The organism is Cryobacterium sp. MLB-32, from assembly GCF_000738085.1.
Classification (GTDB): domain Bacteria; phylum Actinomycetota; class Actinomycetes; order Actinomycetales; family Microbacteriaceae; genus Cryobacterium.
The window spans coordinates 1-25,059 of record NZ_JPRS01000040.1 but is presented as its reverse complement, the minus strand read 5'-3'; the positions used below and the strand labels follow the sequence as shown (position 1 = coordinate 25,059).

The window sequence follows — 25,059 nt, the reverse complement described above, 5'->3', positions numbered from 1 at the left end:
GATGAGCTCGGGTTTAGTGGCCGTGAGCTTCGATCGAAACCGGCTGCCAACTGAGCTCCCGTCAAGGTTGACGCGCAAGACTCAAAGCAAAGGCCGTTCACACGGGGTATGCCTCGCGGGGATCGAGTCCACGACAACGATCTACTCAGAAGGGACTTCATTTAGATGAAGCACATCACTCTCGGACACAATGGACTGGATGTCTCTCGGATCGGACTGGGCTGCATGGGAATGTCGGCCTTCTACTCGGGGGCTGGAACAGACGACGCCGAGTCGATCCGCACGATTCACCGGGCCATCGACCTCGGGGTCACCCTCCTCGATACCGCCGAGATGTACGGCCCCTACGTCAACGAGGAACTCCTCGGTCGGGCACTGGCGGGACGGCGGGACCAGGTTGTTCTGGCAACAAAGTTCGGCACAATTCTGCACCGGGGCGACGGTACTCGCGGCCTCGACGGCAGCGCGGAGAATGTTCGGCTATCGATCGAGGGATCCCTCACCCGGCTCGGCACCGACCACATCGACCTGTACTACCAGCACCGGATGGATCCCGCCGTGCCGATCGAAGAAACGGTCGGCGCTCTCGCCGACCTCATCGCCGAGGGCAAGATCGGCCACTACGGACTCTCCGAGGCCGCCCCGGAGACGATCCGGCGCGCCCACGCCGTGCATCCGGTCACAGCCCTGCAAACCGAGTACTCGCTCTGGACTCGGGACCCGGAGGCGACGCTCCTCCCCCTCGTGCGGGAACTCGGCATCGGATTCGTGCCGTACTCGCCGCTTGGGCGCGGTTTCCTGACCGGCACGATCCGCTCCCTCGACAACCTCGACGAGGCTGACTTCCGTCGCAGCAACCCGCGCTTCGCCGGCGACAACCTCGCTGCCAACATCCGGATCGTCGAGCAGGTCGATGCTGTCGCTGCCGAACTCGACGCGACACCGGCCCAGATCGCTCTCGCCTGGCTCGTCGCCCAGGGCGACGACATCGCCCCCATCCCCGGCACCAAACGCGTCCAGCGCTTGGAGGAGAACGTCGCCGCGGACGCGGTCACTCTGAGTGCCGACCAGCTCGCCGCACTCGGTGCGATCGCTGCGCCTGTCGGCGACCGTTATGCCGATATGACGCCCCTGAACCGCTGACCGGCCCGCCGGCTGAGCTGAGCTCAGCTGAGACTGCGATCACCGCAGTTGTGCACCGGCCACGCCAGCAAATTTTGTGCTGGCGTGGCACCGGCAATCGCGTGTCCTCAACTTTGTCACGGACGAGCCGTCAACGTCGGACCCTGCGCGACGTCGCCTCAGAAAGGGCGGGATGACGACGTCAGTCGCTGTGCACGTCGCGTTTCCCCCCACCATCGCTTCGGGCGAGTTCAGCGAGAGCGGTGAGTTCTGTGATCAGCCCCCGAACGTACATCACCTGATTTTCTGCTGATCGACGTTCCTCTGAGAGCATCTGCTCGACCGAATAGCCTGGCGGTAAAGGAGTGTCGCTCATGTCCCGATACGGAATGAACGGGTCCGGGTCTTCGTCGGAGTGGCGGAATGCCGGCGCTGAGTAGTGATTTTCTTGTTCCAGGCTGAACACGGTGACTTGCGGCTCGTGATCCCCCAGCATCAGAAGTTCACACAGCAGACGCGGGCTGGGGAGATCATCCTGATCGCTCCCCTGATTCACGCCCTGGTGCCCGAATCCGTGGAGTTCCGGCACGATGCGCACGCCTTTGAGATGACTCTGCCGAATGTAGGGGGCGAGTCCCCTGAGGGCCTCTAGTGGGCGCTCGTCGGCGTTGATCATGTTGCCAAAATCGAACAGAGCGTGAATCCGCGGATGATTGATCTGGCGAAGCACGTGGACGATATCTGAGCTTTTGAGCTCTTCGTGCTGTTCACAGTCAAAGTACAGATCGTAGACATCGGCCTGATCGGCCATGTACCGCAGGTCGGACTCGACGATTTTCAGGACCTGGGAAAGAAGACCCTCGTATCGCGAATACACGCGGATGTTCTGGGCTCCAATGGCCTCGGCGACAGCGATGACGCGGTCCACGTCCTCGCGCCTGGTGCTGCTGATCTCCAGGTGAACGACCAGGCTCAGTGCGCGCGCTTTAGCGGCGAACGCGTGAAGCTGTTCGGCATCCATGCGCTCCAGGCAGTTGTCCTCCCCGTCGAGTATGTGGATGCTGAGGCCGTGGAGTCCATGCCGGAAAGCGAAGTCCAACAGGTCGGCCGGCGTGAGGTGACCGTGGGTGAGATTGGCTACCAGTGAGTAACTGTGCGCGAAGAGACGCATCTGCGCCAGTCGTGGCAGCAGCCGCGCAGCGAGGTGTTCGTCGAGAACCGGTGGAACATCCGGCTCGGCAACATTGTGCGTCATCAGTACGGCAAAACGTTCGTGGTGAGCGGTCATGCGTTTCCTCCGGAGGTGCGGGGCTGAACGTGGGTGCCCGTCGGCTACGGGACCGGTACTAGCTCCCGAGAGCCAGCGCCAGCCGGGTGCGCCCCCTTAGGCGATATGGGCGAGCAGGTAGCCGGCAATATGCTCTGGACGCATCACCGGACGCAGGGAGATACCGTCACTGGACCACACATCATCGTCCCCGGCGCAGCGGGCGACCGCGAAGAAGGAGGAAGCCACCACGTCTTCGGCGCCTCCGTGCCCGCCCTCATCGAGGTGGCCGTGGTCGGTTGTGATGCCGACGATCCAGTCTTCGCCCTCCCGCTTCGCTCGCGTTGAGATCGTGTGGAGCAGCGCACCCAGGTGCTCGTCGACGCGTCTGACCGCATCGAGATATTCGTCGGATGCGCCGCCATAGACGTGCCCCGCCTCATCGACCTCGCCAGATAGACGAAGCTGGCGTCGGGACCGCCCTGGTTCAGGTACAGGCGAGAGATGTCGGCGACCTCGGTATCGGCACGTCGATAACCGTACGTCTCACCGTCCCGAACGATGATCTTGTGCACACCGGCATTCTGCTGCTCGACGCGGTTGCTGATTACGGGACCTACGCTGACGGGGTCGACCAAAGGAGGCCATCCACTGGCCGCATAGGTCGTGACGGATTGGTCGGCAAAGTAGGCGCGGCTGAGCAGATCGGCGTTTCGACCGAGAGTGTGTCCGTGAAAGGAATTGTCGAAGACGCTGTGCTCGCTGTGCGTTGCCCCGGTGAGAATCGACGACCAGCCGGGCCCGGAAATGGTGGGCACCTCCATGGTCATCGGCGCATACAGTCCCTGATTGACGAAATCGGACAGATGGGGGGCCGCTGTCGATTTCAGCGCACGATCGATGATGAGCCCGTCAATACCGATGAGGACAAATTTGCGTCGTCTCATGCTGCGACCCTCCGATCAGCCGCGGTCTTCGGTTCGAAGGCCCGCGCCCCGGGAGCGTCGACCAGAGCGTCATCGGCGTGAGCCGTCACACTGACCCTGTCGCCGGCAGCGAAAAGCTGCGCTTCGCGGGACGGTAAATCCACCCGAACGGTGTACTGCGATTCCCGAAAATACACGGCGAGGCTCGAAATAGCGCCTCGGAGTGTCAGCGTGCCCACAACGCCGACTCCGGCACCGGTGTCGGATTCCGACGGCCGCACCCGGAGGTGCTCGGGCCGCACAAGAACGTCCACGGCCTCCCCCCGGGTGCGCCCGGCAGTGCTCACGGCCAGGAGATGCGAGAGCACCGAAATCTGGTCGGTACCCGTTACGCGACCGGGAATCCGGTTCACGACTCCCACGAATGACGACACGAATGCCGTGGCCGGGCGGTGGTAAACCTCATGAGGCGTACCCACCTGTTCAACCTGACCGGCTCGCATCACGGCTACCCGGTCCGCCATGCTGAGGGCCTCTTCCTGATCATGGGTCACCAGGATTGTCGTCGTTCCCATGTCATAGTGCACTCGGCGAATCTCCTCGCGAAGTTGCACGCGAACCTGCGCGTCGAGCGCCGAGAGTGGTTCATCGAGCAGAAGAACGCGGGGTTCGATGGCGAAGGCCCTTGCGAGTGCCACCCGCTGCTGCTGCCCTCCGGACAGCTGATGGGGAAATTTCGCACCGTGATCGGCCAATCCCACGAGATCCAGCAGTTCCGCCGCTCGAGATGCACGGCGGGAGCGACTGGCCCCGCGAACCCGCAGGCCATAAGCCACGTTTTCAGCGGCCGTCTGGTGCGGGAACAACGAATAGGCCTGAAAGACAATCCCAATTCCACGCTTATCGATGCGATGACGGGTGACGTCTTGACCGTCAATATGCACCGTGCCGTGGTCGGGGCGCTCGAGGCCCGCCATGACGCGCAGGGCTGTTGTCTTGCCGCAGCCGGACGGTCCGAGAATGGCGAGCAGTTCACCGCCTGCGATGGAAACGTTCACGTCGCTCAACACCTCCTGGCGTCCATAGGATTTTCTGATGGAGCGGAGGACAACCTCTGCACTCGTGCCGGTCATACGGGAGTCCTAACGTCGATGAGGATTGATGGCGTGGTAGCCGAAGTGTGCGCGGCCTTGCGGCGACGGCGAGCGAGGCCGCCACCGCTGAACGCCGACAGCACGAGCCAGGTGGACAGGATGGTCAACACGGACAGAGCCGCGGCCGCACGCGGGTGGTCCTGGCCGATCTGGACCAGGAAGACCGGGAACGTTGAGTGGAGCAAGAGCGTGGCCAACACGTATTCACCGAGCACGAGGGTGAAGCAGAGAAGACCGGCCGTGACCAGGGCTGGTCTCAGATTGGGCAGAATGATGCTGAAAAAGGTGCGTATCGGCCCCGATCCGAGGCTCGTCGCCGCCGTGTGGAGCGTTCGCAGCTCAAAGGAACGCATCCCGGCATCCAGCGCGCGGTACACCAGGGGCATGGTGAGGATGACGTAGAACGGTACAAGGCTGTAGACGCTGGTGATGAAGCTGGGAACGGTCAGCCTGAACGCGAGGTTCGCCCCGTTGACCAAAGCGACGGCTGGCACGACGAACGGAATAACGGAAAGTGATTCTGCGAGCGGCAACCACCGCGGCGCGCGCAGATGCAGCCACACCAGAGTGGGAATGAGGAGTGCAAACGATGCACCGGTCGTGAGCACGGCCAGAATCAGGCTCTGGAATATCTGGGCGGCGAATCCTGAATCGGCCACGGCCTCGAGCAACGGTTGCAGCGTGAAACCCTGCTCGGGAAGCGTGAACCCGAAGGAAGCGGATGCGATCAGCGGCAACGCGAATAGCAGTCCCGTGGTCACGAGAACGAGCACCTGAACGATGCTGCGCGAGCCGGTGGTCGCGCGGTTCATGAGAGCCACCGCGTTGAGCGCCGCACCAGGAGGTGCCGGAGCAGCATCGCCAGCGTGATGATGACCATCATGCCGGTGGACAGCGCGGCACCGAGTCCCTGATCGCTGAGGACGTTGCCCGAGATGAAGAAACCGATGAGGATGGGAATGAGATTGGCGCCACCGCCGCTCACGGCGTAAGCCGTCGCGTAGGCACTGAACGCGTTGGCGAAGAGCAAGAGCAACGCGCCTCCAATCGCGGGCGAGAGAATCGGCAACATGATGTCGATCAGGTACCGGAGACGCCCGGCGCCGAGGCTGCGAGCCGATTCACTCCACTCGCGGCGAATTCCCATGAGGGCGGGCAACATCAGGATTGCCATGAGCGGCACTTGGAAATAGAGATACACCACGACGAGTCCCCAGAATGACGACAGGGCGAACGTATCCGTGAGGTCCCACCCGGTCGCATCGAAGACCGCAATCGTGATCATGCCCTGCGAGCCGATCGCAGCGATGAATGCAAAAGCCAGAGGGATCCCGCCCAGTTGTGACGCGACGACAGAGAACGACAGCATGACCGATCTCAGCCATCGAGGACGCTCGAGTGTCGCCAGGGCCCAGGCGACGAGCAGCCCCAGCGCCCCTCCCAGTAGCGCGGTGACGGTGGAGAGCGTCATCGTGCTCAGAAAGGCGGAGAGGTACTGAGGCCGACCTATTTTCATCAGCGAGTCCAGCGACCACCCACCCGTGCTGTCATGCAGGCTCGTCCAGACGTTGGCGGCGATCGGCAACAGCAGGAAGACTGCGATGAAGGCGAAGTAGGGCAACAACCCGAGCAGGTCCCGGCTGGGGAGACGAGAGAGCCGTGACCCCACGTCACCGGGGACGCCGGCCGGGGTCCGGCCGGCCCGCGGGAACGCTGTGGCGTCTCCCGCGGCGGATTCCAGGAGAGAAACGTTACTTGCTGGCGACACGCGAGCCCCACTGAGCGATGATCAGCTCGGTTGCTGCGGCGGACTGCTCAAGGGTGGGGAAGCTGATCTGCGCAAGGGTGTCGGCCGACGGGAGCGTGTCGCGTGCTGCCTGCGGGAGGGTGCCCGCGGCATCCATCGCGGCGTAGCGAGCCGGTACGGCGCCACTCTTCGCGTAGCTGATAGCACCCTCATCGCTCAGGAGCCACTCGACCCACAGGCGGGCCGCGTTCGGCTGTGGGCTGTCGAGCGTGATGGGCTGGGCGTAGTAGTTGCCGAAGACGCCGTCGGTCGGAACGCGCACCTGCAGATCAACAGAAGACTGGGTCATTTCGTCCGTGATGCCGCTGTAGTTGTAGTTCCAGTCGAAGGTGACAGCGGCCTCTCCGGTGGAGAGGGCTGCGGCGTTGGACGTGGAGTGTACGAGGTTTCCCGATTCGGCGAGGCCGGCGAAGTAATCGATTCCCGGCTGGATGTTGTCGAGGCTTCCCCCGTTGGCGATGGCCGCCGCGAAAACGGTCGAGAGCGACGACGCGCCATCGCGCGGGTCATCAATGGCGACCAGACCCTTGTACTGCGGATCCGTGAGGTCGGCGAAGGACGTGGGCACGTCAACAACATTCGCGTTCACGCCCATGCTGAGCACACCGTAATAGGCTGCGGTCCATTTACCGTTCGGATCCTTCAGGTTGTCGGGCACCTCATTGATGAGCGAGGGCACGTACGTGCCGAGCAGGTTCTGATCGATCGCCGGCTGGGTGAATGAATAGCCGATATCCAGCACATCGGGCTGCGTGGACTGGCCCTTGAGATTCTTCACGGCGGAAAGTTCTTCGCCGCTCGAGGCATTCGGGCTGGCGACGTTGACCGTGATGCCGTACTTGGCTTCAAACCCCGCGATGGACTCGGCGTAGTTCGCCCAGGTGTCCGGCAACGCGATCAACTGAATCTCGCCTTCTGCCTGCGCGAGCGTGATGATTTCATCGAGGTTCGTGCCGATTGTGGCATCGGGGGCTGCGGGTGTTGCGCATCCGGCGAGGAGAGGCAGGGTCGCCGCAACGCTGATGACGACGGCAACGGAACGGCGGGCGAGACCGCGGCGGGTACGCCGAGTCGGCCGAGATGACGGGGAGAAATGGGAAAGCATGAGGGCGCTCCAGAGTCGTGGTGGGGTGGGGTGTTCGAAGACTGAACCCCCGAAGTGTCGAGTAGATGAACATCATCTGGACGTGCGCTGAATTTGGTCTAGACCTTTTGCTTATGGCCGTGAAGCGGCCCGATCAGTGGCCCATAGTGGAGATCTGACACTCGACCGCCCGCACAAAGGACTCATCGACATGACGCACACACCGGATTTCTCTCTCAGCCCTGACTCACTCCGCGACCCCCTCGCGAGCGGATGGGGCATCGCCGATATGCACGGTCTCCTTCTGGATTTCAACGGCACACTCTCCGATGATGAACGGCTTCTGTCCACGCTGATCAGAGCTCTCGCGTCGGAAAGCCTCGGCGTGACGTTATCGGCGGACCGGTACATCACCACATTCGCCGGACGAAGTGACAGCGATATTCTCGGCGCTCTGCTCAGGGAGAGCACCCGACCTCATGCCGCCCTCGAGACACTGGTTGAGCAGCTCGCTGAACGGTACGAGCGGGCTGCCGCCTCTGTCCAGTTGATCTCGGAATCCACCCGGGAGTTCGTTCGCGGCGCAGCGGCGCTCGGGCTCTCTCTCGCCGTCGTCACCGGGGCAAATCGACAGAGCGTGTTGTCCGCGCTGCGCAAGGCAGACCTGGACGACCTCCTGTCCACGGTCGTCGCCGAGGAAGATGTCGTTCACGGGAAACCACACCCGGAAGGGTTTCTCCGCGGTGCCCAACTGTTGGGCATCACCGATCCTCGTCGCATCGTCGTGGTCGAGGACTCTCTTCCCGGGATAGCGGCCGCGCGAGCGGCCGGTATGCGAGTTCTCGCGGTCGCAGGAACTCACCCAGACGGCGAACTCCGCAACCATGCGGATGACGTGCTGCCGACGTTGAACCGCTCGGTGTTGACTCAGCGGTTCGACTCGTAGCCCGTCGGCTGGTCGCTCTCGGGCGCCCGCGAACCTTCAGGTGGTTCAACGCCCGACACAATCCGTCCCGAAACGGTCACGTGCAGTCTCTCCGAGCAAATGAGATCCCGTGAAAATTCCACCGGTGTTCCATTGCCCGAGAGGGACGTGCGCACGATACCGAGGAGCGGACTGCCTACGGCAATCTCCAGTAAGTCGGCCACGGCAGCATCAGCGATAACAGCATTGATCTCCTGCGCCGCGGAGACAGGGCCAAGCGCAAATTCGCTGCGCATGATCGAGTACATGGACCCAGTCAGTTCATGCTCGAGCAGCCCAGGGAACAACGCCACCGGGAAGAAAGACCGCTCAAACACGACAGGCACCATATCCGCCAACCGGACCCGCTGGATCTCGAACACCTCATCGGCTGTACCGAGCCGCAGGGCCGTGCGCGTATCGGCATCCGGGCCATGCTGTGTCGCGGAAATGAGTCGCGAGGAGGCCGACATAGCCGATTGCAACAACTGCGCGCGGAGCCCTGCCAAGCTCGCGATGTCCATGTTCGACCGGTGTTCGGTGATGACGGCGCCACCGCTGCGGCCCAGCGTGCGTGTGATCCACCCCGCCGTCTGAAGGCCTTCCAAGGCCTGACGCAGGGTCATCCGACTCACGGACAAGGCCTCGGCCAGCTGGCGCTCTGGAGGAAGTTTTTCACCGGGCACCAACTCCCCCGAAACGACCAGCCCACAGATCCACTCGCCGATCTGCAGGTGAACGGGGGCAGTTGTGCCCCAGCGCGCTTCCACGGCGAGGGACAGGATCGAATCGTCAGACGGGACTGCCGTCGAGGCCAGTGGGCTCATGGCGTGCCTATTCTCTCGGGCTTCCGGTCAGGGTCGGCAGGCCACACAGCGGTTGATTGCTGAGGCCTTATTTTTCACATCATAATTCACTCAGGTAACAGGGGGTTCCCCGGCCTTGACGGCAGGACCAAACATCGCCGATGGCCCGCACGCGCTTGTCAAGCGCCCGCGTATACCTTTCTTAGAGGGTTCTGTGTCGGAGGAGGGGAATCTGAACGTATGAGACCGGATACCCGACCGCACAGGCCGCTCGACCGCATGGCACTCCCTGCCCTGGGCATAATCCTGATCGTCATCGCCCTCGGAATGCTCGTGAAATCTTCCGCTGGGTGGACATCGATGGAGATGGGTGTCCTTCGCCGGGTGAATCTCTTGCACACCCCGCAACTTGACGCGATGGCCCTCGGAATCGACTGGCTGTTTAGCTCGACGGTCGCAGCGGTACTCGTTCTGATCGCCACCGGATCAATTCTGTTGGCGACTCGGAAGCCACGTACGGCACTTCAACTCCCACTTATCGTGATGATTCCTACCGTCGGGGCAGCCGTGATCAAAGTGCTCGTGCAGCGTCCGCGTCCCGACATCGCGTCGCTGCACCACATTTTGGTGTTGGAGCCGGGCGGTCTCAGTTTTCCCAGTGGACACACCAGCTTCGCGGTCTGTTTCGTGCTCGGCCTGATCGTCGTCTCGGCCCGGCACTGGTGGCGCCCGGTGCTGATCGGCGCCGCCGTGGTCGTCGCGCTCGCAACCGCAGCATCTCGGGTGTACCTGGGCGTGCACTATCCCTCCGACGTGGTGGCATCAGTCGTGTACGCGACAGCGGCGGTCACGCTGGTCAACGCCCTCTGGTCTCTGGTGATGTCACACTTGAACGAACGTCGACCTGATGCTCAGGCCGTACGTGCTTACCGAGGAGAGACGGATGCCGACTGAACACAGCGTCCTACCGCGGCTTTTGCTGATCGAGGACGACCCGCAGCTGGGACCATTGATCAAGCAGGTCCTCACCGAGGTTTACGACGTAACCCTGATCGCCGATGGTCCGGAGGGCTTGCACGCCGGCCTCACTGGAGGCTTCGAGGTGATGGTCATCGACCGGCGACTCCCCGGGCTGGACGGCTTGAGCGTGATTGAGACGCTCCGCGGCAAGCTCATCACCACACCGATACTGCTACTCACAGCTCTCGGCACCACGCGCGACAAAGTTGACGGCCTCGATGTCGGCGCGAACGACTATCTGGTGAAACCTTTTGAGTTTGAGGAACTTCTGGCGCGGCTGCGGGCCGTCCGCCGCGTATTCACTGGCGAGGGTCGGTCTGTGGCCGTGGGCGATTGGGAGTATCACCCGGACAGTCGCACGATCTACTCGCCATACGACGGACGAGTCTTGCTGACGGCGAAGGAGAATGAGCTCCTCCGGTTGTTGGCCGATTCCCCGCAGCGAACATTTTCTCGCCTGGAGATCCTGAATGCTGTCTTCAGCGTCGCCGACACTGCCGGGACCGTGGATACCTACGTGCACTATCTCCGCCGCAAGACGGACACCGACATGGTCCTCACCGTGCGCGGGCACGGCTACCGACTGGGACAACCGTGACGCGCCACCGCCCCGCCCTGGACAGTGACGCCCTCGCCGTCCGTCGGGCGTCCCGAATCGTCGGCACACGAATTGCCCTCGCCTGCGCCGCCGTTGTGGTGGTCATCATCGTCGCCGTATTCATCTACATCCTGTCTCAGATCTCCCCCACTGAACTCTTTGAACCCGTGCCGGACACAGATAACCTGCAGGTCAGTGCCGTTGAGCTCCTGCGCGCCGCCGCCGTCTTGGGCGTTGCCCTGATTGCGCTGGCCGGGGTGATGAGCTGGTTCGTGACCAGACGCGCCGTGCAACCCCTCGGAGAGGCGCTCCGCCTGCAACGTGCCTTCGTCGCCGACGCGAGCCACGAACTCCGAACCCCGCTCGCGGTCCTCGACGCACGCCTGCAGATTCTGCAACGTTCCCTACCCGCCGGGGACTCGTCGTCAGAGATCGTCACCGAACTGCGCAGCGACGCGAAAGACCTCATACATATCGTCAACGACCTCCTTGAATCGGCCGAGATCAGCCGCGCGACCGCTGACGAGGACGCCATCACCGACGTGAACGCAACGGTCACTGCGGCCGTCAGATCCATGACGCTGCTCGCCGCCCACAAGCGCATCACCATCGAATTGGATGCGCCGTCCCCGGCTGCCACACACGTTCCCGCATCCAGCATTACCCGCTGCGTTGTGGCCCTTCTGGATAATGCGCTCCGATTCGCCCCTCCCGACTCCATCGTTGATGTGTACCTCGCCACGACGAAGAGGACGGTATCGATCACCGTGCGTGATCGTGGTCCCGGTATCCAGGGCATCGACCCAGCGCGCATCTTCGACCGCTTTGCGCACTCCAACACCCTCGCAGACAGCGGCACAGGCCGCACCAGCACGGGCTTTGGCATCGGCCTCTCACTCGTGCGAGAGATAGCGGTGCACTACAGCGGATCCGTAACCGTCGTCGACACCTCGGCGGACGGCACATCCATGCGGCTCGTTGTGCCCCGCGCGAACCTCTCCTGATCCCCGAAAGTCTCCGGAAGTTCCGAAACCCGTCGCCCATGCGGGGTGCAGACCATCTCGGTCCCGACGTTCGCTTCTGTGAGAAGTCTTAGAAGCGGACGGGTTCACTTGAGCCAAGACCCTCAAAGGAGCCCGCCCATGACGTCCACTCTGTCGCCCACCCTCTCCCCCTCGCGGCGCATGCTGAACAAGGTCCCCGAGGTGACCCTCATTTTCTGGGTGATCAAGGTTCTCGCCACCACGGTGGGTGAGACCGCAGCCGATTTCTTGAACGTCGACCTTGGGCTTGGCCTGACCCTCACATCGATCGTCATGGCCGTGCTCCTGGTGGCCGCCCTGATTTTTCAATTCATCCTCCGCGAGTACACCCCAGCGGTGTATTGGCTCGCGGTAGTGCTGATCAGCGTCGTGGGCACACTCATCACCGACAACCTCACCGACAGCCTCGGCGTACCACTGTGGGTCACCACGGTCGTTTTCGCCGTGGCCCTTGCTGCGGTATTCACCGTGTGGGCAGTATCGGAAAAAACCCTCTCCATCCACTCCATCGTCACCACCCGCCGGGAGTCGTTCTACTGGCTCGCGGTGCTCGTCACATTCGCCCTGGGCACAGCGGCCGGCGACCTCGTCGCTGAGGGCCTCGACCTGGGCTTCTTCGTGGCCCTTCTGGTTTTTGCCGCGGCCATTGCCCTCGTCGCCGTCGCGTACGTCGTCTTCCACCTCAATGCCGTGGTCGCCTTCTGGATCGCCTACATCCTCACCCGCCCGCTCGGTGCCTCCACCGGAGATCTGCTCTCCCAGCCCACCGCTGACGGCGGCCTCGGCCTCGGAACGACCGGAACGAGCGTTCTTTTCCTGGCCGTCATCCTCATCCTGGTGACCGTGCTCACCCTGCGTGCCCGCCGTACTAAAACGACCGTTGACGCGATTGCATGAACGTCACGGGCAGCAATCCGGCCGATCCCTCGACATAGAAAGCCTCCTCGACCATGAAAAATCTGATCGTCAGCGCCCTGTCCACGTCCGGTCTGCTCGACCCGCAGTCGGTGATCGCGGGTGCCGGTATCTGGGGACTGGCTGCCGTGTGTGCGATTGTGTTTGTGGAAACCGGGCTGCTCGTCGGGTTCTTCCTCCCCGGCGACACTCTCCTGTTCTTCACCGGCGTCCTTTCTCTCAGCGGGGTGATCAGCCAACCACTCTGGGTCGTCATTCCGGCCATTGCCCTCTCGGCGGCCCTGGGCGACCAGCTCGGGTACGTCATCGGGCGCACGTCCGGTCCGCGTATCTTCGACCGACGCGAATCCGGCCTTTTCAGCCGAAAGAGCGTAATCCGAACCCACGGCTTCTTTGACCGCTTCGGACCCGCGGCCGTCACGATCGCACGCCTCGTACCCGTGGTGCGCACCTTCGCGCCCGTTGCCGCAGGAGTGGGCAAGATGCCGCGCCGAACGTTCACGCTCTTCAACCTGCTCGGTGCGGTGGCGTGGTCAACTCTCGTCGTTCTGCTCGGCTACGGACTGGCCCACATTCCCGGCGTCGCCGAATTCGCCGCACGCTACATCGATCTCGTCCTGATCGGAATCGTCGTCCTCTCCGTCGTGCCCCTCCTGATCAGAACGGTCCTCGCCCGTCGCCAGAATGCTCGCGCATAGCGCTCGACAACGTGCAACTCCAGACTTCCCAACCATTCCCATCGCGGCCTCAGCCAACCGTCCCCTATTTCCGGCGGATGCTTTCTGGCCGAGACAAATAACATCACGCACTACCCGGAAACAGACGGCCCCATAAATTTCCTTGCCGGCACCGAAACGGCGGCACGAGACCCAGCACAAGTCAGTAACCCACGTATACCTGAACGGAGGCGGCCTGGCTCATTTGGATGCCGCCAGCGTCTTTCAATCAGGAGTAGCCCGACAGAACACGGTGCACAGTGCACTTCAGGACGAGAACGAGATCCCTCGCGGTCGGGAGCCGTTCATCGGGCCGCATTTTTCCGTGAACGATCGCTCTCCGGTCTGGACGGGAATTCGGCCCGGGGCGCAATATTTACTGACAGTTCTTTGCGGAACCAGTGGTTCGCGTACGGGTCCGCGTTATGCGCTTCCCCCTCAACGAAGCCGAGGGAGAGGTAGAGGCCGCGAGCCTCAATGAGGTCGGTCCGAGTATCCAACCGGAGCGTACGGATTCCCATTTCGAGCGACTTGCGTTCCAGTTCCTCCATCAGTAAGCGCCCCAGCCCGCGTCCACGTGCCGCTGATTCGACGAAGACTCGGGTCACTTCTCCGATCGCGTCAGGGCGAACTCGCATTCCTGCGCAGCCAAGCACCGAAAGCCCCTGGCGGGCAAGCAGCAGAATCCCCGTGGGTGGCGCGAGGTCTTCGTGGGGGTAACTGGCTTCCGCATCAAGAACTTCCTCACGAGTAGCAGGACGTTGGTGGTACCGGCCTACCAGGTCTTCGTAGTAGCGCGTGGACACCTCTTGCGCTTCGGCGGAGGTGGGCGCGGTAGCAGAGATAACGATCGGCAGGACGGGGACCATGCCTCCCACAGTACTGACCGGTCGCCTTCATATGTCTCGCAATCCGCCACGCGATCCTTTCACCACACGCAGGTGGGGTCCTTCTCGCCGTCACCGGGCAGGGAGGACACGAGCGATAGGCTCCTGGGGCTTCAGGCGGGGTCGGTGAAGGCCCATTCTGGTTCCCATCCGAAGCCCCCTAGGCTGAAGGGAAAGGCTGGCGATCGTTCGTAGTCCGCCGGCTCAAACCGAGGGCGAGAATACTGATGGAATCCCTGACGAGTCACACCGACTACGGCGCAGTGAGCCTGAACGAGTCCGGGGTCAACCCCGACCCGATGGTCGAGTTCGACGCGTGGCTGGCTGCCGCGGAGCAGGCCGGGCTCTACGAGCCGAATGCCATGGTGCTGAGCACCGTCGACCCGGACGGCCGGCCGAGCAGCCGAACCGTGCTGCTCAAGGGCCTCGACGGCAGCGGCTTCGAGTTCGTCACCAACTACGCGTCCCGCAAAGGTCGGGCGTTGAGCGTCAACCCGGACGTCTCGCTGCTGTTCCCCTGGTATGCCATGCAGCGCCAGGTGATCGTCTACGGCACGGCAAGCGCCACGGATTCCGCCACCAGCGACGCCTATTTCGCGCGCCGGCCGAGGGCGTCGCGCGTAGCCGCGGTCGCCAGCGACCAGTCGCGACCCATCGCGAGCCGCGCTCTGATCGAGGAGCAGGTGCGCCAGGTGGAAGAGCGCTATCCGGACGACACGGACATTCCCCGGCCGGGCGACTGGGGTGGATTCCGTGTGATTCCGCGCGCGATCGAGTTCTGGCAGGGCCGCACGTCCCGGCTGCACGACCGCCTGCGGTTCACGGCCGGTGACGCAGGTGGCTGGACGCTGGAGCGACTCCAGCCCTAACCACGGCCCACGGCGCGATGGGGCAGACTGGATCAATGAAGACATTTACACCCCCGCACACGAATCTGAGGGCATCCAACGTCATCCTCGGATTGATGAGGATCTCGGACATGGACGAGGAGGATATTCGCACACTCGTCGGCACCGCCAGGGATGCAGGCATCAACTTCTTCGACCACGCGGACGTCTACGGCGGGGCGCACGGATGCGAGAAACGGTTCGGTGACGCGGTCACGTTCACGGCCGCCGAACGCGAGTCGGTCATCATTCAGTCAAAGGTCGGCATCCGCGAGGGCTTCTTCGACTTCTCAAAGGAGCACATTCTGCGCTCGGTCGACGAGTCCCTCTCGGCACTGAATACCGACTACATGGATATCCTGCTGCTGCACCGCCCCGACACGCTCGTCGAGCCCGACGAGGTCGCCGCGGCGTTCGATGCTCTGCAGTCCTCCGGCAAAGTGCGCAACTTCGGCGTCTCCAACCAGGAGCCGGGTCTGGTCGAGCTTTTGAAGCGTTCGGTCAACCAGCCGCTCGCCTTCAATCAGGTGCAACTGAGCGTCACCCATGCGCCCTTGATCGCCCAGGGAATCGCCCTCAACATGGCGGGGCTCGACCAGTCAATCGATCGGAACAATGGGCTCCTGAACTACAGCAGGCTGAACGACATCACGCTACAGGCGTGGTCGCCGTTCCAAAAGGGCTTCTTCGACGGCGTGTTCATCGGCGACCGGGAAAACTACGGCCCACTCAATGACGCGCTCGATGAGATCGCCGCCGCCTACGGTGTGACACCGACAGGGATCGCGGTTGCCTGGATCACCAGGCACCCGGCCAACATGCAGGTGGTGCTTGGCACGACCAAGCCCGCGCGCGTGATTGAATCCGCCGCAGGCTCCGACATTCCCCTGAGCCGTGAGGAGTGGTACCGCCTCTTCACGGCCGCCGGACACATCCTCCCGTAACCGGGCAACCAGGCAACGTCGGCCTCGTAGCGCACAGACCAAGGGTCTGCCCGTCACGACCGTGCGTGCAGATGCTGTGGCACGCGGGAAACCTCAGCCATAATCGCCGTGATTGCGGGTGGGGCCTGCTGGTAGACGGATTGGGTGTTGACCGGTCGGCGCGCTCCCCCTATGGTTCGAGTGGTCGAGCTGAGAAAGGCCCCACGGATCCCCCGATTTCACTTTTCCGTCCCGTCGGGTCTGCTCTCACCGCCCCTGGTTCTCACGGCCCGATCCGCAGGGCCGAGTAGTCAGGTTCTATTCTCAAAGGAGAGACACTGTGATTCGACGCCGCCTTGTGCTACCCGCCACCATCGCCGCGCTGACCTTCGCCGCGATCTCGCTCGGCCCGGCTGCGTCTGCCACGCCAGGCTCGGAGGCCATCGGCTCCCCCGGCGTCACGAGCCATCAGAGCCTGTCGCGCAAGGATTGCGTGGGAACCTCCCGCACGACCGGGTCGAAAATCTGGTTCACCGTGGCGAACGGCATCCTCTCCGACGTCTACGCGCCCACGGTTGATGCGACCAACGTTGAAACAATGCAGTATCTCGTGACGGACGGATCGAGCTTCACCGACCTGCAGAGCCGCGACACTACGTACACGGTGGCGTCCGACCCCACTGGAATGACCTGCACGGTCACCTCCACCGCGAAGAGCGGCGCATACCGTCTCGTCAACACGTACCTGACCGACCCAGCGCGCGACAGCGTGGTGGTTCGCACCACCTTCCAGCCGCTCACTGCGGCCGCGCGGAATTATCAGATGTTCGTGCGCCTCGACGCCAACGCGGGCGGCAACGGAGGTGGCGGCACAGCGAACGGTGGGGCCGACACGGCCGTGGTCGACACGTCGACCGGATCCCCCGTGCCCGTCTCCTTCGACACGAAGACGACCAGCCAAGCCAACCGCACCGCCTACGCCGTGCCGTCCTTCGTGGCACTCACAGCGGATCGGGCCTTCACGACCGTGAGCAGCGGTTTCGTTGGAACCGCGAGTGACGGCCTCACCCAACTCGACTCCACCCACGCCCTCGCCTCGGTAACCACGACAGCGACCGCGGGGAACGTGGAGCAGACCGTGGGTATCCGTCGCGACCACGACGGTCAGTCCACTCTCGCGCTCGGCTTTGGCACCACCCAGGCTTCGTCGGTGAAGACAGCGCGAGACACGGCCCGATCGTCAATCGAGCGGATGACCGCAGCGTATGTCGCCGGTTGGTCCCGATACGACGCGGGCCTCACGGCCCCACGGCTGACCGGCCCGTCCCTCACCGGGAAGAAGCGCGTCGCCGCGATCACGAGCTATTACCAGTCAGCGAACGTCGTGAAGGCCTCCGAGGATAAGACCTACCCCGGCGCGATCGTCGCTGGACTGGATGCCCCGTGGGGCCAGTCCATCGCCGCCAACGATCCCAACAATCTGTTCGTCGGCGGGTACAAAGAGGTGTTCGCCCGCGACCTCTACGAGGCCTGGACGGCGCTCTACACGGACGGCGACATTCAGACCGCACGCGACACCGTGCGCTACCTGCTGCTCACCAGCCAGCAGGCCAACGGATCGCAGCCGCGCAACTCGCTGCTCGACGGCACGAAGGCGGCCGACGCCTTCAACGACCAGCTGGATGAGACGGCCTACCCGATTCTGATGGCCCTGCAGTCCGGCCTCGCCGGGGACGACAGCCTGTGGCCGCACGTGAAGTCGGCGGCCAACTTCCTCGTCAGCCACGGACCCAACTTTGGCGTCGAGCGCTGGGAGGAGCAAACCGGGTACTCCCCCTCGACCATTGCGGCGGAGATCGCGGGCCTCGTCGCCGCGGCGACCATCGCCGACCAACACCAGGACCCGGCCAGCGCCCGCGTCTGGCGGGCCACGGCCGACAGCTACCAGCGCACCATCAAGACCTGGGGCGTCACGACCACCGGCCCCCTGTCGCCCGACCCGTACTTCATCCGCCTGTCCAAGACCGGAGACCCGAACGCGGCGATCAGCTACAACGTGGGCAACGGCGGTCCGACGCTCGACCAGCGCGCCATCGTCGACGCGGGCTTCCTGGAATACGTGCGCCTCGGCATCCTGCCCGCCACTGATCCGGTGATCGTCAACTCACTGAAAGTGACCGACGGCACCATTCAGCGCCCGACAAACAGCGGGCCCGGCTGGCTGCGCTACAACGGTGACGGCTACGGCGACTGCTTCGTCGGAGCGGGAACTAACTGCACGGTCACCGGAGCGCCCTGGACGAATAACTTCTCCGGCACCGGCCACCCGTGGCCCGTGCTGGGCGCCGAGCGCGCCCAGCAGTACCTCGCACAGGGCCAGCCGAACCAGGCGACGTCGGTGTTGCTCTCAATCAACCAGATGAACTCGGGTCCCGGCCTCGTACCTGAGCAGGTCTGGGACCGCGCGGATGTGCCGGCTTCCCCGTACGGAACCGACCCGACGACCGCATCGATCGGCTTCGTCAACGGCAAGGCAGACGGTTCTGCGTCCCCGCTCACGTGGGGATCTGCGGCGCAGGTACGACTGACGGCCGACCTTGCCGCCGGCCGGTCCCTTGAGCAGCCCGCGCAGGTGCGCGAACGGTACGTCAGCCACACGCAAGGAACGACGCCGCTGACGGTTTCGTCTCCGCTCGACGGATCCGCCACGGGCACCACGACCACGGTCGCCGGCACGGCTGCGGCCGGAGCGACGATCGACATCGCCGATGTTGCAACCGATGCCGACACCGCCACGACCCTGGCCAAAACAACCGCGGCAGCGGACGGATCGTTCAGTGTGGACGTGACCTCGGCCGCGGGCACGAACGTGTTCGTGATCGCGAGTACCGCGCCGAATGGCGGTACCGCCCAGGTTGTGCGCTCGGTAGTCAACGATGTGGTCGATGGCACCCTCCTGTACAGCGCGGACGACTCCAGCGGTGACGACAACGGCCCCGGCAACTACGCGTACCCGAAGGCCGGTGACTTCCACGCCGGCGCTTTCGACCTCTCCAAATTCCAGGTTTACGACACCGGCGCGACCATCACGTTCCGGGTGCAGACCGCCGACCTCACCCCGACCTTCGGATCGACCAACGGCGCCCAGCTGGTGGACGTCTACGTGTCCCAGCCGGGCGCGGTGACCACCTCGACGGCATCGTCCTACCCCGGCATGAACTACACGACGGTGTCCCCGTGGAGCCGACTGATCGAAGCCCAGGGCTTCGGCAACAACCGGTTCGTGGATGCCGCGGGCGCCTCGGTGGGGGCGGTTACGGTCGGTGCGAATGCGGTCAGCCGCTACATCACGTTCGCCGTGGACAAGATGACGCTGGGCGGAACTCCGGCTTCGGGCTGGGGCTTCACAGTATCCCTCACCGGTCAGGACGGCACCCACGGGTTCGACCAGACACGGTCGTTCTCGAGCACTCCGGGAGATTACCGCTTCGGCGTGTGTGCGGCGGCGAGTGCCAGCGCCCTGTGTTTCGCCGACCCGAACACGGTACCGAAGGTCATGGACACGATCGTGCCGCCCGGGGTCAGCCAGGCAAGCGAGCTCGATTACACGGCCGGTCCGGTGACGCTCGCGGCGGTGGTCATCCCCTAGGGCCACGGTTTGTTGAATCCGACTCGATGTTGGCGCGTCGAGGGGCCTGGGGCTACGGCATTGCCGGGCGGTCGCCTTCGCGCAGCCAGTCGTTGAAGAAGGTGTGCAGTTGCCGGCCCGAACTCTTCTCCATCACGGCTTCGAAGTTCTCAGTGGTCGCACTCGAGTCCTTGTATTGGGTCAGCCACATGCGGGCGCCGGCGAAGAAAGCGTCGTCGCCGATCTTCGCCCGCAACGCAGACAACGCAGCCGCTCCCCTCAGGTAGACCGGATCGGCGAACAGATTGTCGCGACCCGGGTCTGTGATGTTGAGTGCCCAGCCGTCGTTTGCGTCCAGGTAGGCAACAGTGTCGGCGAACTGGCTGGAAATCGTTGCAGTGCCTTGGTGCTCGCCCCAGAGCCACTCGATGTAGGTCGCCCAGCCTTCATTCAGCCAGATGTCCTTCCAATCGGAGGGAGTCACAGAGTCGCCGAACCACTGGTGGCCGAGTTCATGCACCACCGTGTATTCATCCGCGACCTCCGAGTACACCGGACGAGTCTGGGTCTCCAGAGCGTAGTCGACCGAGTCGTCGTCGACTATCGCGCCGAACGACTCGAACGAGTACCGACCGAACTGGTCCTCCAGAAATGTGATCATCTGGGGCTGGAGCGCCAGTGCCGCCTTCGTCTTTGCACGGGAAGCTCCCTTCACGCCATCGTCGACAGCATTGATGATGGGCAGTCCGCCCGGACCCACGTCGCGGGACAGGGTGAAGTCGCCGACACTCGCCGTGGCCAGGTAACTGGACATCGGGTCCGAAGCCTGCCAGGTCCAGGTCGTCCACCCGGCCTTGGTGACCGGTGCCCGTGCGGGCAGCCCGTTCGCCACAGCGGTCTTGCCGACCGGAACCGTGATGCGGAACGTGTACGTAGCCTTGTCTTGCGGGTCGTCATTCACGGGGTACCAGGTCGCGGCACCGTCCGGCTCGTTGACCACCATCGCACCATCGGCAGTGGTCACCCAGCCGTAAAGCGCCCCGGTTGTGTCAAGCGGTCGCCCGGTAACCCCGCCGTATTCAACGACGATTGTCGTGGTCTGTCCTGCTTTGAGCTTAGGCAGCAACCCGACAGTGAGTTCCCAGTATCGGTTCGCATCGTCCTGCTTCTGTGACCACTCGGCGCTGTCTGTGCCGTGCCCCTTCCCGTGCGCCGCGAGCTTACTGTCCACCTGGACCGATGTGACGTCGAGGCCGCGCACGTCGAAGTTGAGTGACTGCAAATCCTGCGTCGCTCGGAGCGTGATGGTTGCGGTGCCGCTGAGATGGCCTGAGAGGACGGTGGCATCCGTCGGCGGCGTATAGCGGAGGGCAAGGTCATAGTGCTGCACGTCATACCCGCCATTGCCGTCGTAGGGAAAGTACGCGTCGCCGCTGCCGACAGCGCCGGCTGTGAAGCGCATGGCATCTTTTCCAGGGGCGTTCTTTCCCGTCCCGCTGAGCGAGCCGAACCCGACCATTTCCGGCGCGACTGCGACCGCTGGAGTGATCCTCGCTGTTCCGATGGAAGATGTGGGGATCGCTGCTGTCGCGGTCCCGCAGGCAGCGAGAGCGAACACAGACAACCCCGCGAGTACGACGGTGTGGAACTTTCTGAATGACTGCACGTGACATCCCCTTGAGGGAGAGCGGAGGCGAACGATTACCGGTAGAACTGCAGAATAGTGCACAGACGAGTCTTCAAGCGAGGACGATGGTGAATGCCGGGCCAGGTTTGTCAGGCATGAATGCCACTCTGACGAGGTAGACACGTACCAGGCAGAGACGTCCGCGATCGTCGCAGCTGAGTTTTCACGTTCTTCCTGGCCCAGCTCGACGAACTCATTCCGGAGCCGGGCACGTTGCTGGTCCTTCGTGGCTATCCCTGGCAGGGGGAGGCAGCTCCACCGGAGATAAGCAACAATGAATGAGATGACTAGCCCCACAGAGCTCGGAGAATTCCTGCGCAACCGGCGGTCCGGACTGCAACCAGAAGACGTCGGTCTGCAGAATTACGGCGTGCGACGAGTGCCAGGGCTCCGTCGGGAGGAATTGGCCATGCTCGCCGGTGTCAGCAACACCTACTACACCCGCCTTGAGCAGGGACTGAGCACGAACGCATCCGCATCAGTGCTTGAGGCCATCACCCGCGCCTTGGGCTTGAACGACGCCGAGCGCGCCCACCTGATGAATCTTGCGAATCCGGCCCACACCACGCGCCGCACGAGCATCAAACCCGACCAGGCCCGTGCTGGTACGCTCCGGCTGATCAATTCGATGTCGGCGACACCGGCCGTAGTGCTCGGACAACGCAGCGAGGTCCTCGCTTGGAACGCCCTCGGACATCTTCTGGTCGGTTCTCAGTTTGCCTTCGACAGCCCGGCCAGCCCGGCGGATCGCCCGAACATGACGCGGATGCTGTTCTTGGACGCCCACACTCAGGACCTTTACGAACGGTGGCGCGAAGAGGCAACCCGAGCGGTCGCATCCTTACGGGTCCTGGCCGGCCAATTCGGCAACGACCATGAGCTGATGGCCCTCGTCGGGGAACTCACGATGAAGAGCCCAGAATTTGCCGCGATGTGGGCGCAGCACCCGGTGGAAAACTGTGTCTCCGGGCTCAAATTTTTCCGGCATCCGCTTGTGGGCGCACTCAAGTTGGACTTTGAAGTGCTCACTTCTCCGGACAACTCGGGTCACCGAGTTCTGCTGTACACCGCGGAGCCCGGTTCATCGAGCGCTGAGGCACTGTGTTTGCTGAACGCTGCCGGCGAGGTCAGCAGCGTCCCACGCGGATCAACCGCGCACTGACCCGACACGACGGAAGAAACGTGGCGTTCCACGGGTCGTCGAATCGGGAGGCCAACCGCGGAGGGGCTAGCTGGTGCCGAGCGAGAACTCCTCAGCCAGGAGGGTGAAGCAAGCCTGTCGCTCGGAAAAATCGGCGATGGGGCTGTTGATCATGAGTTCGTCGACGCCGTTACGTCTGGCGAGGTCTTCAAGCTCGTATCGCACCTGATCCGGGGTGCCGGAGACGATCAGCTCAGCGTTGGCAACCCGGCGCTTGGATTCATCCACAGTCCAGCTGTGCTCGTGTGCCTCCTGCGCACCTGGCAAGGGCAGATCGCGGCCGAGGTCTTTGCGCGAACGCCAAAGCTGCGCGGCGTCGCGCAGCCGGGTTGCCCCACGCACGGTTGCCGCCGTGATCACCCGAACCGCGAGCAACGGCGCCGGGACGGGCCGGTGCGGATTGGGGCTAAAACCATCCGAGTAAGCCTCCATGGCCCTCGGCCCCGATCGGGGGTTTAGAAAGTGCGCGTGCGCGTAGCCGCTGCCGAACATCGCAGCCACCGGGGCGGACCCCTGGCCGGCACCGAGCATCCAGACCTCGAGGTCGGTGCGCGCAATCGCGTCGGGCTCGAGACCGAGTCTTCTATGCAACTCGATCAGCCGCTCCACGTATGAGTCATCCGTGCCACCGGCCCGGCCGACTCCGAGGTCGACCCGACCCGGGTGCAGCGCCGCGATGACGTTAAATACCTCGGCGACCTTCGCCGATGGGTAGCGAGACAAGAGAACGCCGCCTGTGCCAACCCGCATCCATTCGGTGTTGTCCAGCACGGCGAGGGCCAGAGTTTCGGGCGCGCTGCCCGCGAAGCCCGCCGAGTTGTGGTGCTCGGCAACCCAGAACCGCGTGTACCCGAGGGTATCCACAGCGCGGGCGAGTGCGACCGTCTCACGGATGGCCACGGCCGGTGTGGAGTTGGTGCGCACCGACGATTGGTCGAGGATCGAAAGCTTCACAGTCGTGCTCCCCGAGCTACGGCGGCCGTGGCCGGGACGATGCGATAATCGGCCATGAAGACGAGGTTGTGCAGTTCGGCGGCGATAATAGCGCGCAGGGTGGGCAGCTCCGCCGAGGCGTGCTCGGCGGAGTACACGTTCAGGGGCCATTCCCTGACTGTGCCTCCGCGTAGGTGTGGGTGGTGGAATCCGCGACCGTAGAAGGCCTGAATTCTGATCGGCGGGATGCCTGCCGCGACCTGACGAGGCCAGGCCAGCGTCCACGTGCAACCGAGCCCTCCGTCCGTCGTCGGCACGGTCCCGGTCGAGGCGATTGTGCCGGTACTGAGGAGGAGCGCATCATCGATTTCGTGCAGTGCCGCCCGGCACGGGTCGTCGATGAGATCGACGGCCGAGCGAAACAGTTTCTCCTTGTCGAAGCGACTGGCGACCTCGCCGTGAAGACCGTCGCGGAGATCGGCGAAGTGCCTCAGTAGGGCCGAAAGGTAGCCCGTTCCGTCGGGGTCCGGGATAAGGAAGTCGTTCACGGTGTGTCCTCTGGGTCGATGTTGGGGATAGTTCTGCCAAACCAGCTGTCAAGGGTTGACGTGATCCACGTGTGCACGGGATTTGGGACGGCTCCGTCCTGCCTCAGGAAGTCGCCGTGTCCGATGTCCGGGTCGACGCGAAGCGTGGTCGGGACGGATGCCAGACGGAGCCTCCCCGCGTACGTCCGCACGTCGTCCGACACCGGGTCGCCGGCTCCGGTGAGCAGCGCGGCCGGGCACAGGCCAGACAGGTCCTGGGTGTCCCGCGGGGTCAGGTACCGTTCGTCGGCCAGCGGCCCAGACATCCCCCGGTAGCTGGCCCACGAGCGCCGAAGCTCGTTGCGCTCGGGGAATCCCGGCGGTTGGTTGAAGTACGAGGGTGCCTGGCAATCCGGGTCCAAGGGTGGGTACGCCAAAATCTGCCCCGAGAGGGGCACGTCGTTGTCCCTGCACCAGAGCGCGGCGGAGCCCGCGAGGGTGCCACCCGCGCTGTCGCCGCCGATACAGAGCGGCGCACCGGGATCGTCGTGCAGGGACAATGACCAGCGGATGGCGGCCAGCACGTCGTGCAGAGCCGTTGGGTGGGTCCATCCCGGCGCCTGACGATAGCCCACATTCACCAGCCGGATCCCGGCCAAAGACGCCACCGACACACACGCCGCATGCCAGCCGTGGAGGGATCCGTGCGACCAGCTCCCCCCGTGGGCCCAAACGAGAGTTGCTCGGGGCTCGTCCTGTGTCTGGTAGATCCTGAGCGGTATCCGATGGCCGTCGTCGGCAGGAATTCTGATCTCGGTCCAACGGACAACGTTACGTGTCTTCTGTGCCGGGGTCATTCCCCCAGCATGTCAAGGCCTCTCACAAGTCGCCTGCCCCTGTCGTGCATAGCCCTGACAGGGTGTGGATGATTCGGAATGCACTCCCCCAAACTTGGGGCGTAACA

The 25,059-nt window shown here is 63.8% G+C and carries 23 protein-coding genes and 2 pseudogenes; 12 read left to right on the top strand and 13 right to left on the bottom strand.

Annotation, left to right across the window (positions count from 1 at the left end; all coding sequences use genetic code 11):
• Window positions 1-165 precede the first annotated feature (165 nt).
• Window positions 166-1,143, top strand: a complete 978-nt coding sequence (locus tag JF66_RS06440) for an aldo/keto reductase (protein WP_035876342.1) — start codon at window positions 166-168, stop codon at window positions 1,141-1,143.
• A gap of 181 nt (window positions 1,144-1,324) precedes the next feature.
• Here the strand turns inward: JF66_RS06440 and JF66_RS06435 are convergent, their stop codons facing one another.
• From JF66_RS06435 to JF66_RS06410, 7 genes and pseudogenes are all read right to left on the bottom strand, one after another.
• Window positions 1,325-2,410 carry a sugar phosphate isomerase/epimerase gene (locus JF66_RS06435; protein WP_051973212.1) on the bottom strand — a complete coding sequence of 362 codons (1,086 nt, stop codon included), beginning with the start codon at window positions 2,408-2,410 and terminating at the stop codon, window positions 1,325-1,327.
• 96 nt (window positions 2,411-2,506) lie between these two features.
• Window positions 2,507-2,779, bottom strand: a pseudogene (locus tag JF66_RS25260) (hypothetical protein); the annotation flags it as partial.
• Window positions 2,780-3,114: 335 nt separating this feature from the next.
• Window positions 3,115-3,336: pseudogene (locus JF66_RS25255) on the bottom strand (alkaline phosphatase family protein); the annotation flags it as partial.
• Window positions 3,333-4,448: an ABC transporter ATP-binding protein gene (locus JF66_RS06425; protein ID WP_051973211.1), complete on the bottom strand. Its 1,116-nt coding sequence runs from the start codon at window positions 4,446-4,448 to the stop codon at window positions 3,333-3,335. The pseudogene JF66_RS25255 and the gene JF66_RS06425, both read right to left, overlap by 4 nt.
• Window positions 4,445-5,281 (bottom strand): ABC transporter permease, encoded by an 837-nt coding sequence (locus JF66_RS06420; RefSeq protein ID WP_051973210.1) that lies wholly within the window; start codon window positions 5,279-5,281, stop codon window positions 4,445-4,447. The genes JF66_RS06425 and JF66_RS06420 overlap by 4 nt, the downstream gene beginning before the upstream one ends.
• Window positions 5,278-6,237 carry an ABC transporter permease subunit gene (locus JF66_RS06415; RefSeq protein ID WP_197059340.1) on the bottom strand — a complete coding sequence of 320 codons (960 nt, stop codon included), beginning with the start codon at window positions 6,235-6,237 and terminating at the stop codon, window positions 5,278-5,280. The genes JF66_RS06420 and JF66_RS06415 overlap by 4 nt, the downstream gene beginning before the upstream one ends.
• Entirely contained in the window at window positions 6,221-7,381 is a 1,161-nt protein-coding gene (locus JF66_RS06410) for an ABC transporter substrate-binding protein (protein WP_051973209.1), read from the bottom strand. Before JF66_RS06410 ends, JF66_RS06415 begins: the two co-directional genes overlap by 17 nt.
• Window positions 7,382-7,571: 190 nt before the next feature.
• On the opposite strand from JF66_RS06410, the gene JF66_RS21600 reads away from it, so the two are divergent.
• Complete coding sequence (locus JF66_RS21600; protein ID WP_051973208.1) at window positions 7,572-8,306, top strand: HAD family phosphatase; 735 nt, start codon at window positions 7,572-7,574, stop codon at window positions 8,304-8,306.
• On the opposite strand, the gene JF66_RS06400 is transcribed toward JF66_RS21600, so the two are convergent.
• The gene (locus JF66_RS06400; RefSeq protein ID WP_051973207.1) at window positions 8,288-9,151 is read right to left on the bottom strand and encodes a GntR family transcriptional regulator; all 864 of its coding nucleotides are present in this window, start codon (window positions 9,149-9,151) and stop codon (window positions 8,288-8,290) included. The two genes, JF66_RS21600 and JF66_RS06400, sit on opposite strands and share 19 nt — an antisense overlap.
• Window positions 9,152-9,409: 258 nt before the next feature.
• Here JF66_RS06400 and JF66_RS21595 point away from each other — a divergent pair, with 258 nt between their 5' ends.
• The 5 genes from JF66_RS21595 to JF66_RS06375 all read left to right on the top strand — a co-directional run bounded on the left by JF66_RS21595 (window position 9,410) and on the right by JF66_RS06375 (window position 13,404).
• On the top strand, window positions 9,410-10,084 hold the full coding sequence (locus tag JF66_RS21595; protein WP_051973206.1) for a phosphatase PAP2 family protein: 675 nt from the start codon (window positions 9,410-9,412) through the stop codon (window positions 10,082-10,084).
• Window positions 10,074-10,748 carry a response regulator transcription factor gene (locus tag JF66_RS06390; RefSeq protein ID WP_035876341.1) on the top strand — a complete coding sequence of 225 codons (675 nt, stop codon included), beginning with the start codon at window positions 10,074-10,076 and terminating at the stop codon, window positions 10,746-10,748. The genes JF66_RS21595 and JF66_RS06390 overlap by 11 nt, the downstream gene beginning before the upstream one ends.
• The gene (locus JF66_RS06385) at window positions 10,745-11,752 is read left to right on the top strand and encodes a sensor histidine kinase KdpD (protein ID WP_035876340.1); all 1,008 of its coding nucleotides are present in this window, start codon (window positions 10,745-10,747) and stop codon (window positions 11,750-11,752) included. The genes JF66_RS06390 and JF66_RS06385 overlap by 4 nt, the downstream gene beginning before the upstream one ends.
• Before the next feature lie 138 nt (window positions 11,753-11,890).
• A complete protein-coding gene (locus JF66_RS06380) occupies window positions 11,891-12,688 on the top strand; it encodes a hypothetical protein (RefSeq protein ID WP_051973205.1) in 798 nt (265 codons plus the stop codon).
• A gap of 53 nt (window positions 12,689-12,741) precedes the next feature.
• On the top strand, window positions 12,742-13,404 hold the full coding sequence (locus tag JF66_RS06375; protein WP_051973204.1) for a DedA family protein: 663 nt from the start codon (window positions 12,742-12,744) through the stop codon (window positions 13,402-13,404).
• 323 nt (window positions 13,405-13,727) lie between these two features.
• Here JF66_RS06375 and JF66_RS06370 read toward each other — a convergent pair whose 3' ends face one another.
• The gene (locus JF66_RS06370) at window positions 13,728-14,291 is read right to left on the bottom strand and encodes a GNAT family N-acetyltransferase (RefSeq protein WP_051973203.1); all 564 of its coding nucleotides are present in this window, start codon (window positions 14,289-14,291) and stop codon (window positions 13,728-13,730) included.
• Window positions 14,292-14,536: 245 nt separating this feature from the next.
• On the opposite strand from JF66_RS06370, the gene pdxH reads away from it, so the two are divergent.
• The 3 genes from pdxH (at window position 14,537) to JF66_RS06355 (ending at window position 19,768) form a co-directional block, all read left to right on the top strand.
• Complete coding sequence (gene pdxH / locus JF66_RS06365) at window positions 14,537-15,178, top strand: pyridoxamine 5'-phosphate oxidase (RefSeq protein WP_197059339.1); 642 nt, start codon at window positions 14,537-14,539, stop codon at window positions 15,176-15,178.
• 35 nt (window positions 15,179-15,213) lie between these two features.
• Window positions 15,214-16,140, top strand: coding sequence for an aldo/keto reductase family oxidoreductase (locus JF66_RS06360; RefSeq protein ID WP_035876337.1), 927 nt, complete (start codon window positions 15,214-15,216; stop codon window positions 16,138-16,140).
• Window positions 16,141-16,459: 319 nt separating this feature from the next.
• Window positions 16,460-19,768, top strand: coding sequence for a glucodextranase DOMON-like domain-containing protein (locus tag JF66_RS06355; RefSeq protein WP_035876336.1), 3,309 nt, complete (start codon window positions 16,460-16,462; stop codon window positions 19,766-19,768).
• A gap of 52 nt (window positions 19,769-19,820) precedes the next feature.
• Here the strand turns inward: JF66_RS06355 and JF66_RS06350 are convergent, their stop codons facing one another.
• Window positions 19,821-21,209, bottom strand: coding sequence for a M1 family metallopeptidase (locus JF66_RS06350; RefSeq protein WP_231556319.1), 1,389 nt, complete (start codon window positions 21,207-21,209; stop codon window positions 19,821-19,823).
• Here JF66_RS06350 and JF66_RS23510 point away from each other — a divergent pair.
• Window positions 21,208-21,417, top strand: coding sequence for a hypothetical protein (locus JF66_RS23510; protein WP_197059343.1), 210 nt, complete (start codon window positions 21,208-21,210; stop codon window positions 21,415-21,417). The two genes, JF66_RS06350 and JF66_RS23510, sit on opposite strands and share 2 nt — an antisense overlap.
• A 300-nt stretch (window positions 21,418-21,717) precedes the next feature.
• Window positions 21,718-22,596, top strand: coding sequence for a helix-turn-helix transcriptional regulator (locus tag JF66_RS06345; protein WP_035876335.1), 879 nt, complete (start codon window positions 21,718-21,720; stop codon window positions 22,594-22,596).
• Between the two features lie 66 nt (window positions 22,597-22,662).
• Here the strand turns inward: JF66_RS06345 and JF66_RS06340 are convergent, their stop codons facing one another.
• Genes JF66_RS06340 through JF66_RS06330 form a run of 3 tightly spaced genes read right to left on the bottom strand, consistent with a single transcriptional unit; the run spans window position 22,663 to window position 24,952 of the window.
• On the bottom strand, window positions 22,663-23,589 hold the full coding sequence (locus JF66_RS06340) for an LLM class flavin-dependent oxidoreductase (RefSeq protein WP_035876334.1): 927 nt from the start codon (window positions 23,587-23,589) through the stop codon (window positions 22,663-22,665).
• Window positions 23,586-24,116, bottom strand: coding sequence for a hypothetical protein (locus JF66_RS06335; RefSeq protein WP_051973201.1), 531 nt, complete (start codon window positions 24,114-24,116; stop codon window positions 23,586-23,588). Before JF66_RS06335 ends, JF66_RS06340 begins: the two co-directional genes overlap by 4 nt.
• Entirely contained in the window at window positions 24,113-24,952 is an 840-nt protein-coding gene (locus JF66_RS06330; RefSeq protein WP_051973200.1) for an alpha/beta hydrolase, read from the bottom strand. The genes JF66_RS06335 and JF66_RS06330 overlap by 4 nt, the downstream gene beginning before the upstream one ends.
• Between the last annotated feature and the right edge of the window lie 107 nt (window positions 24,953-25,059).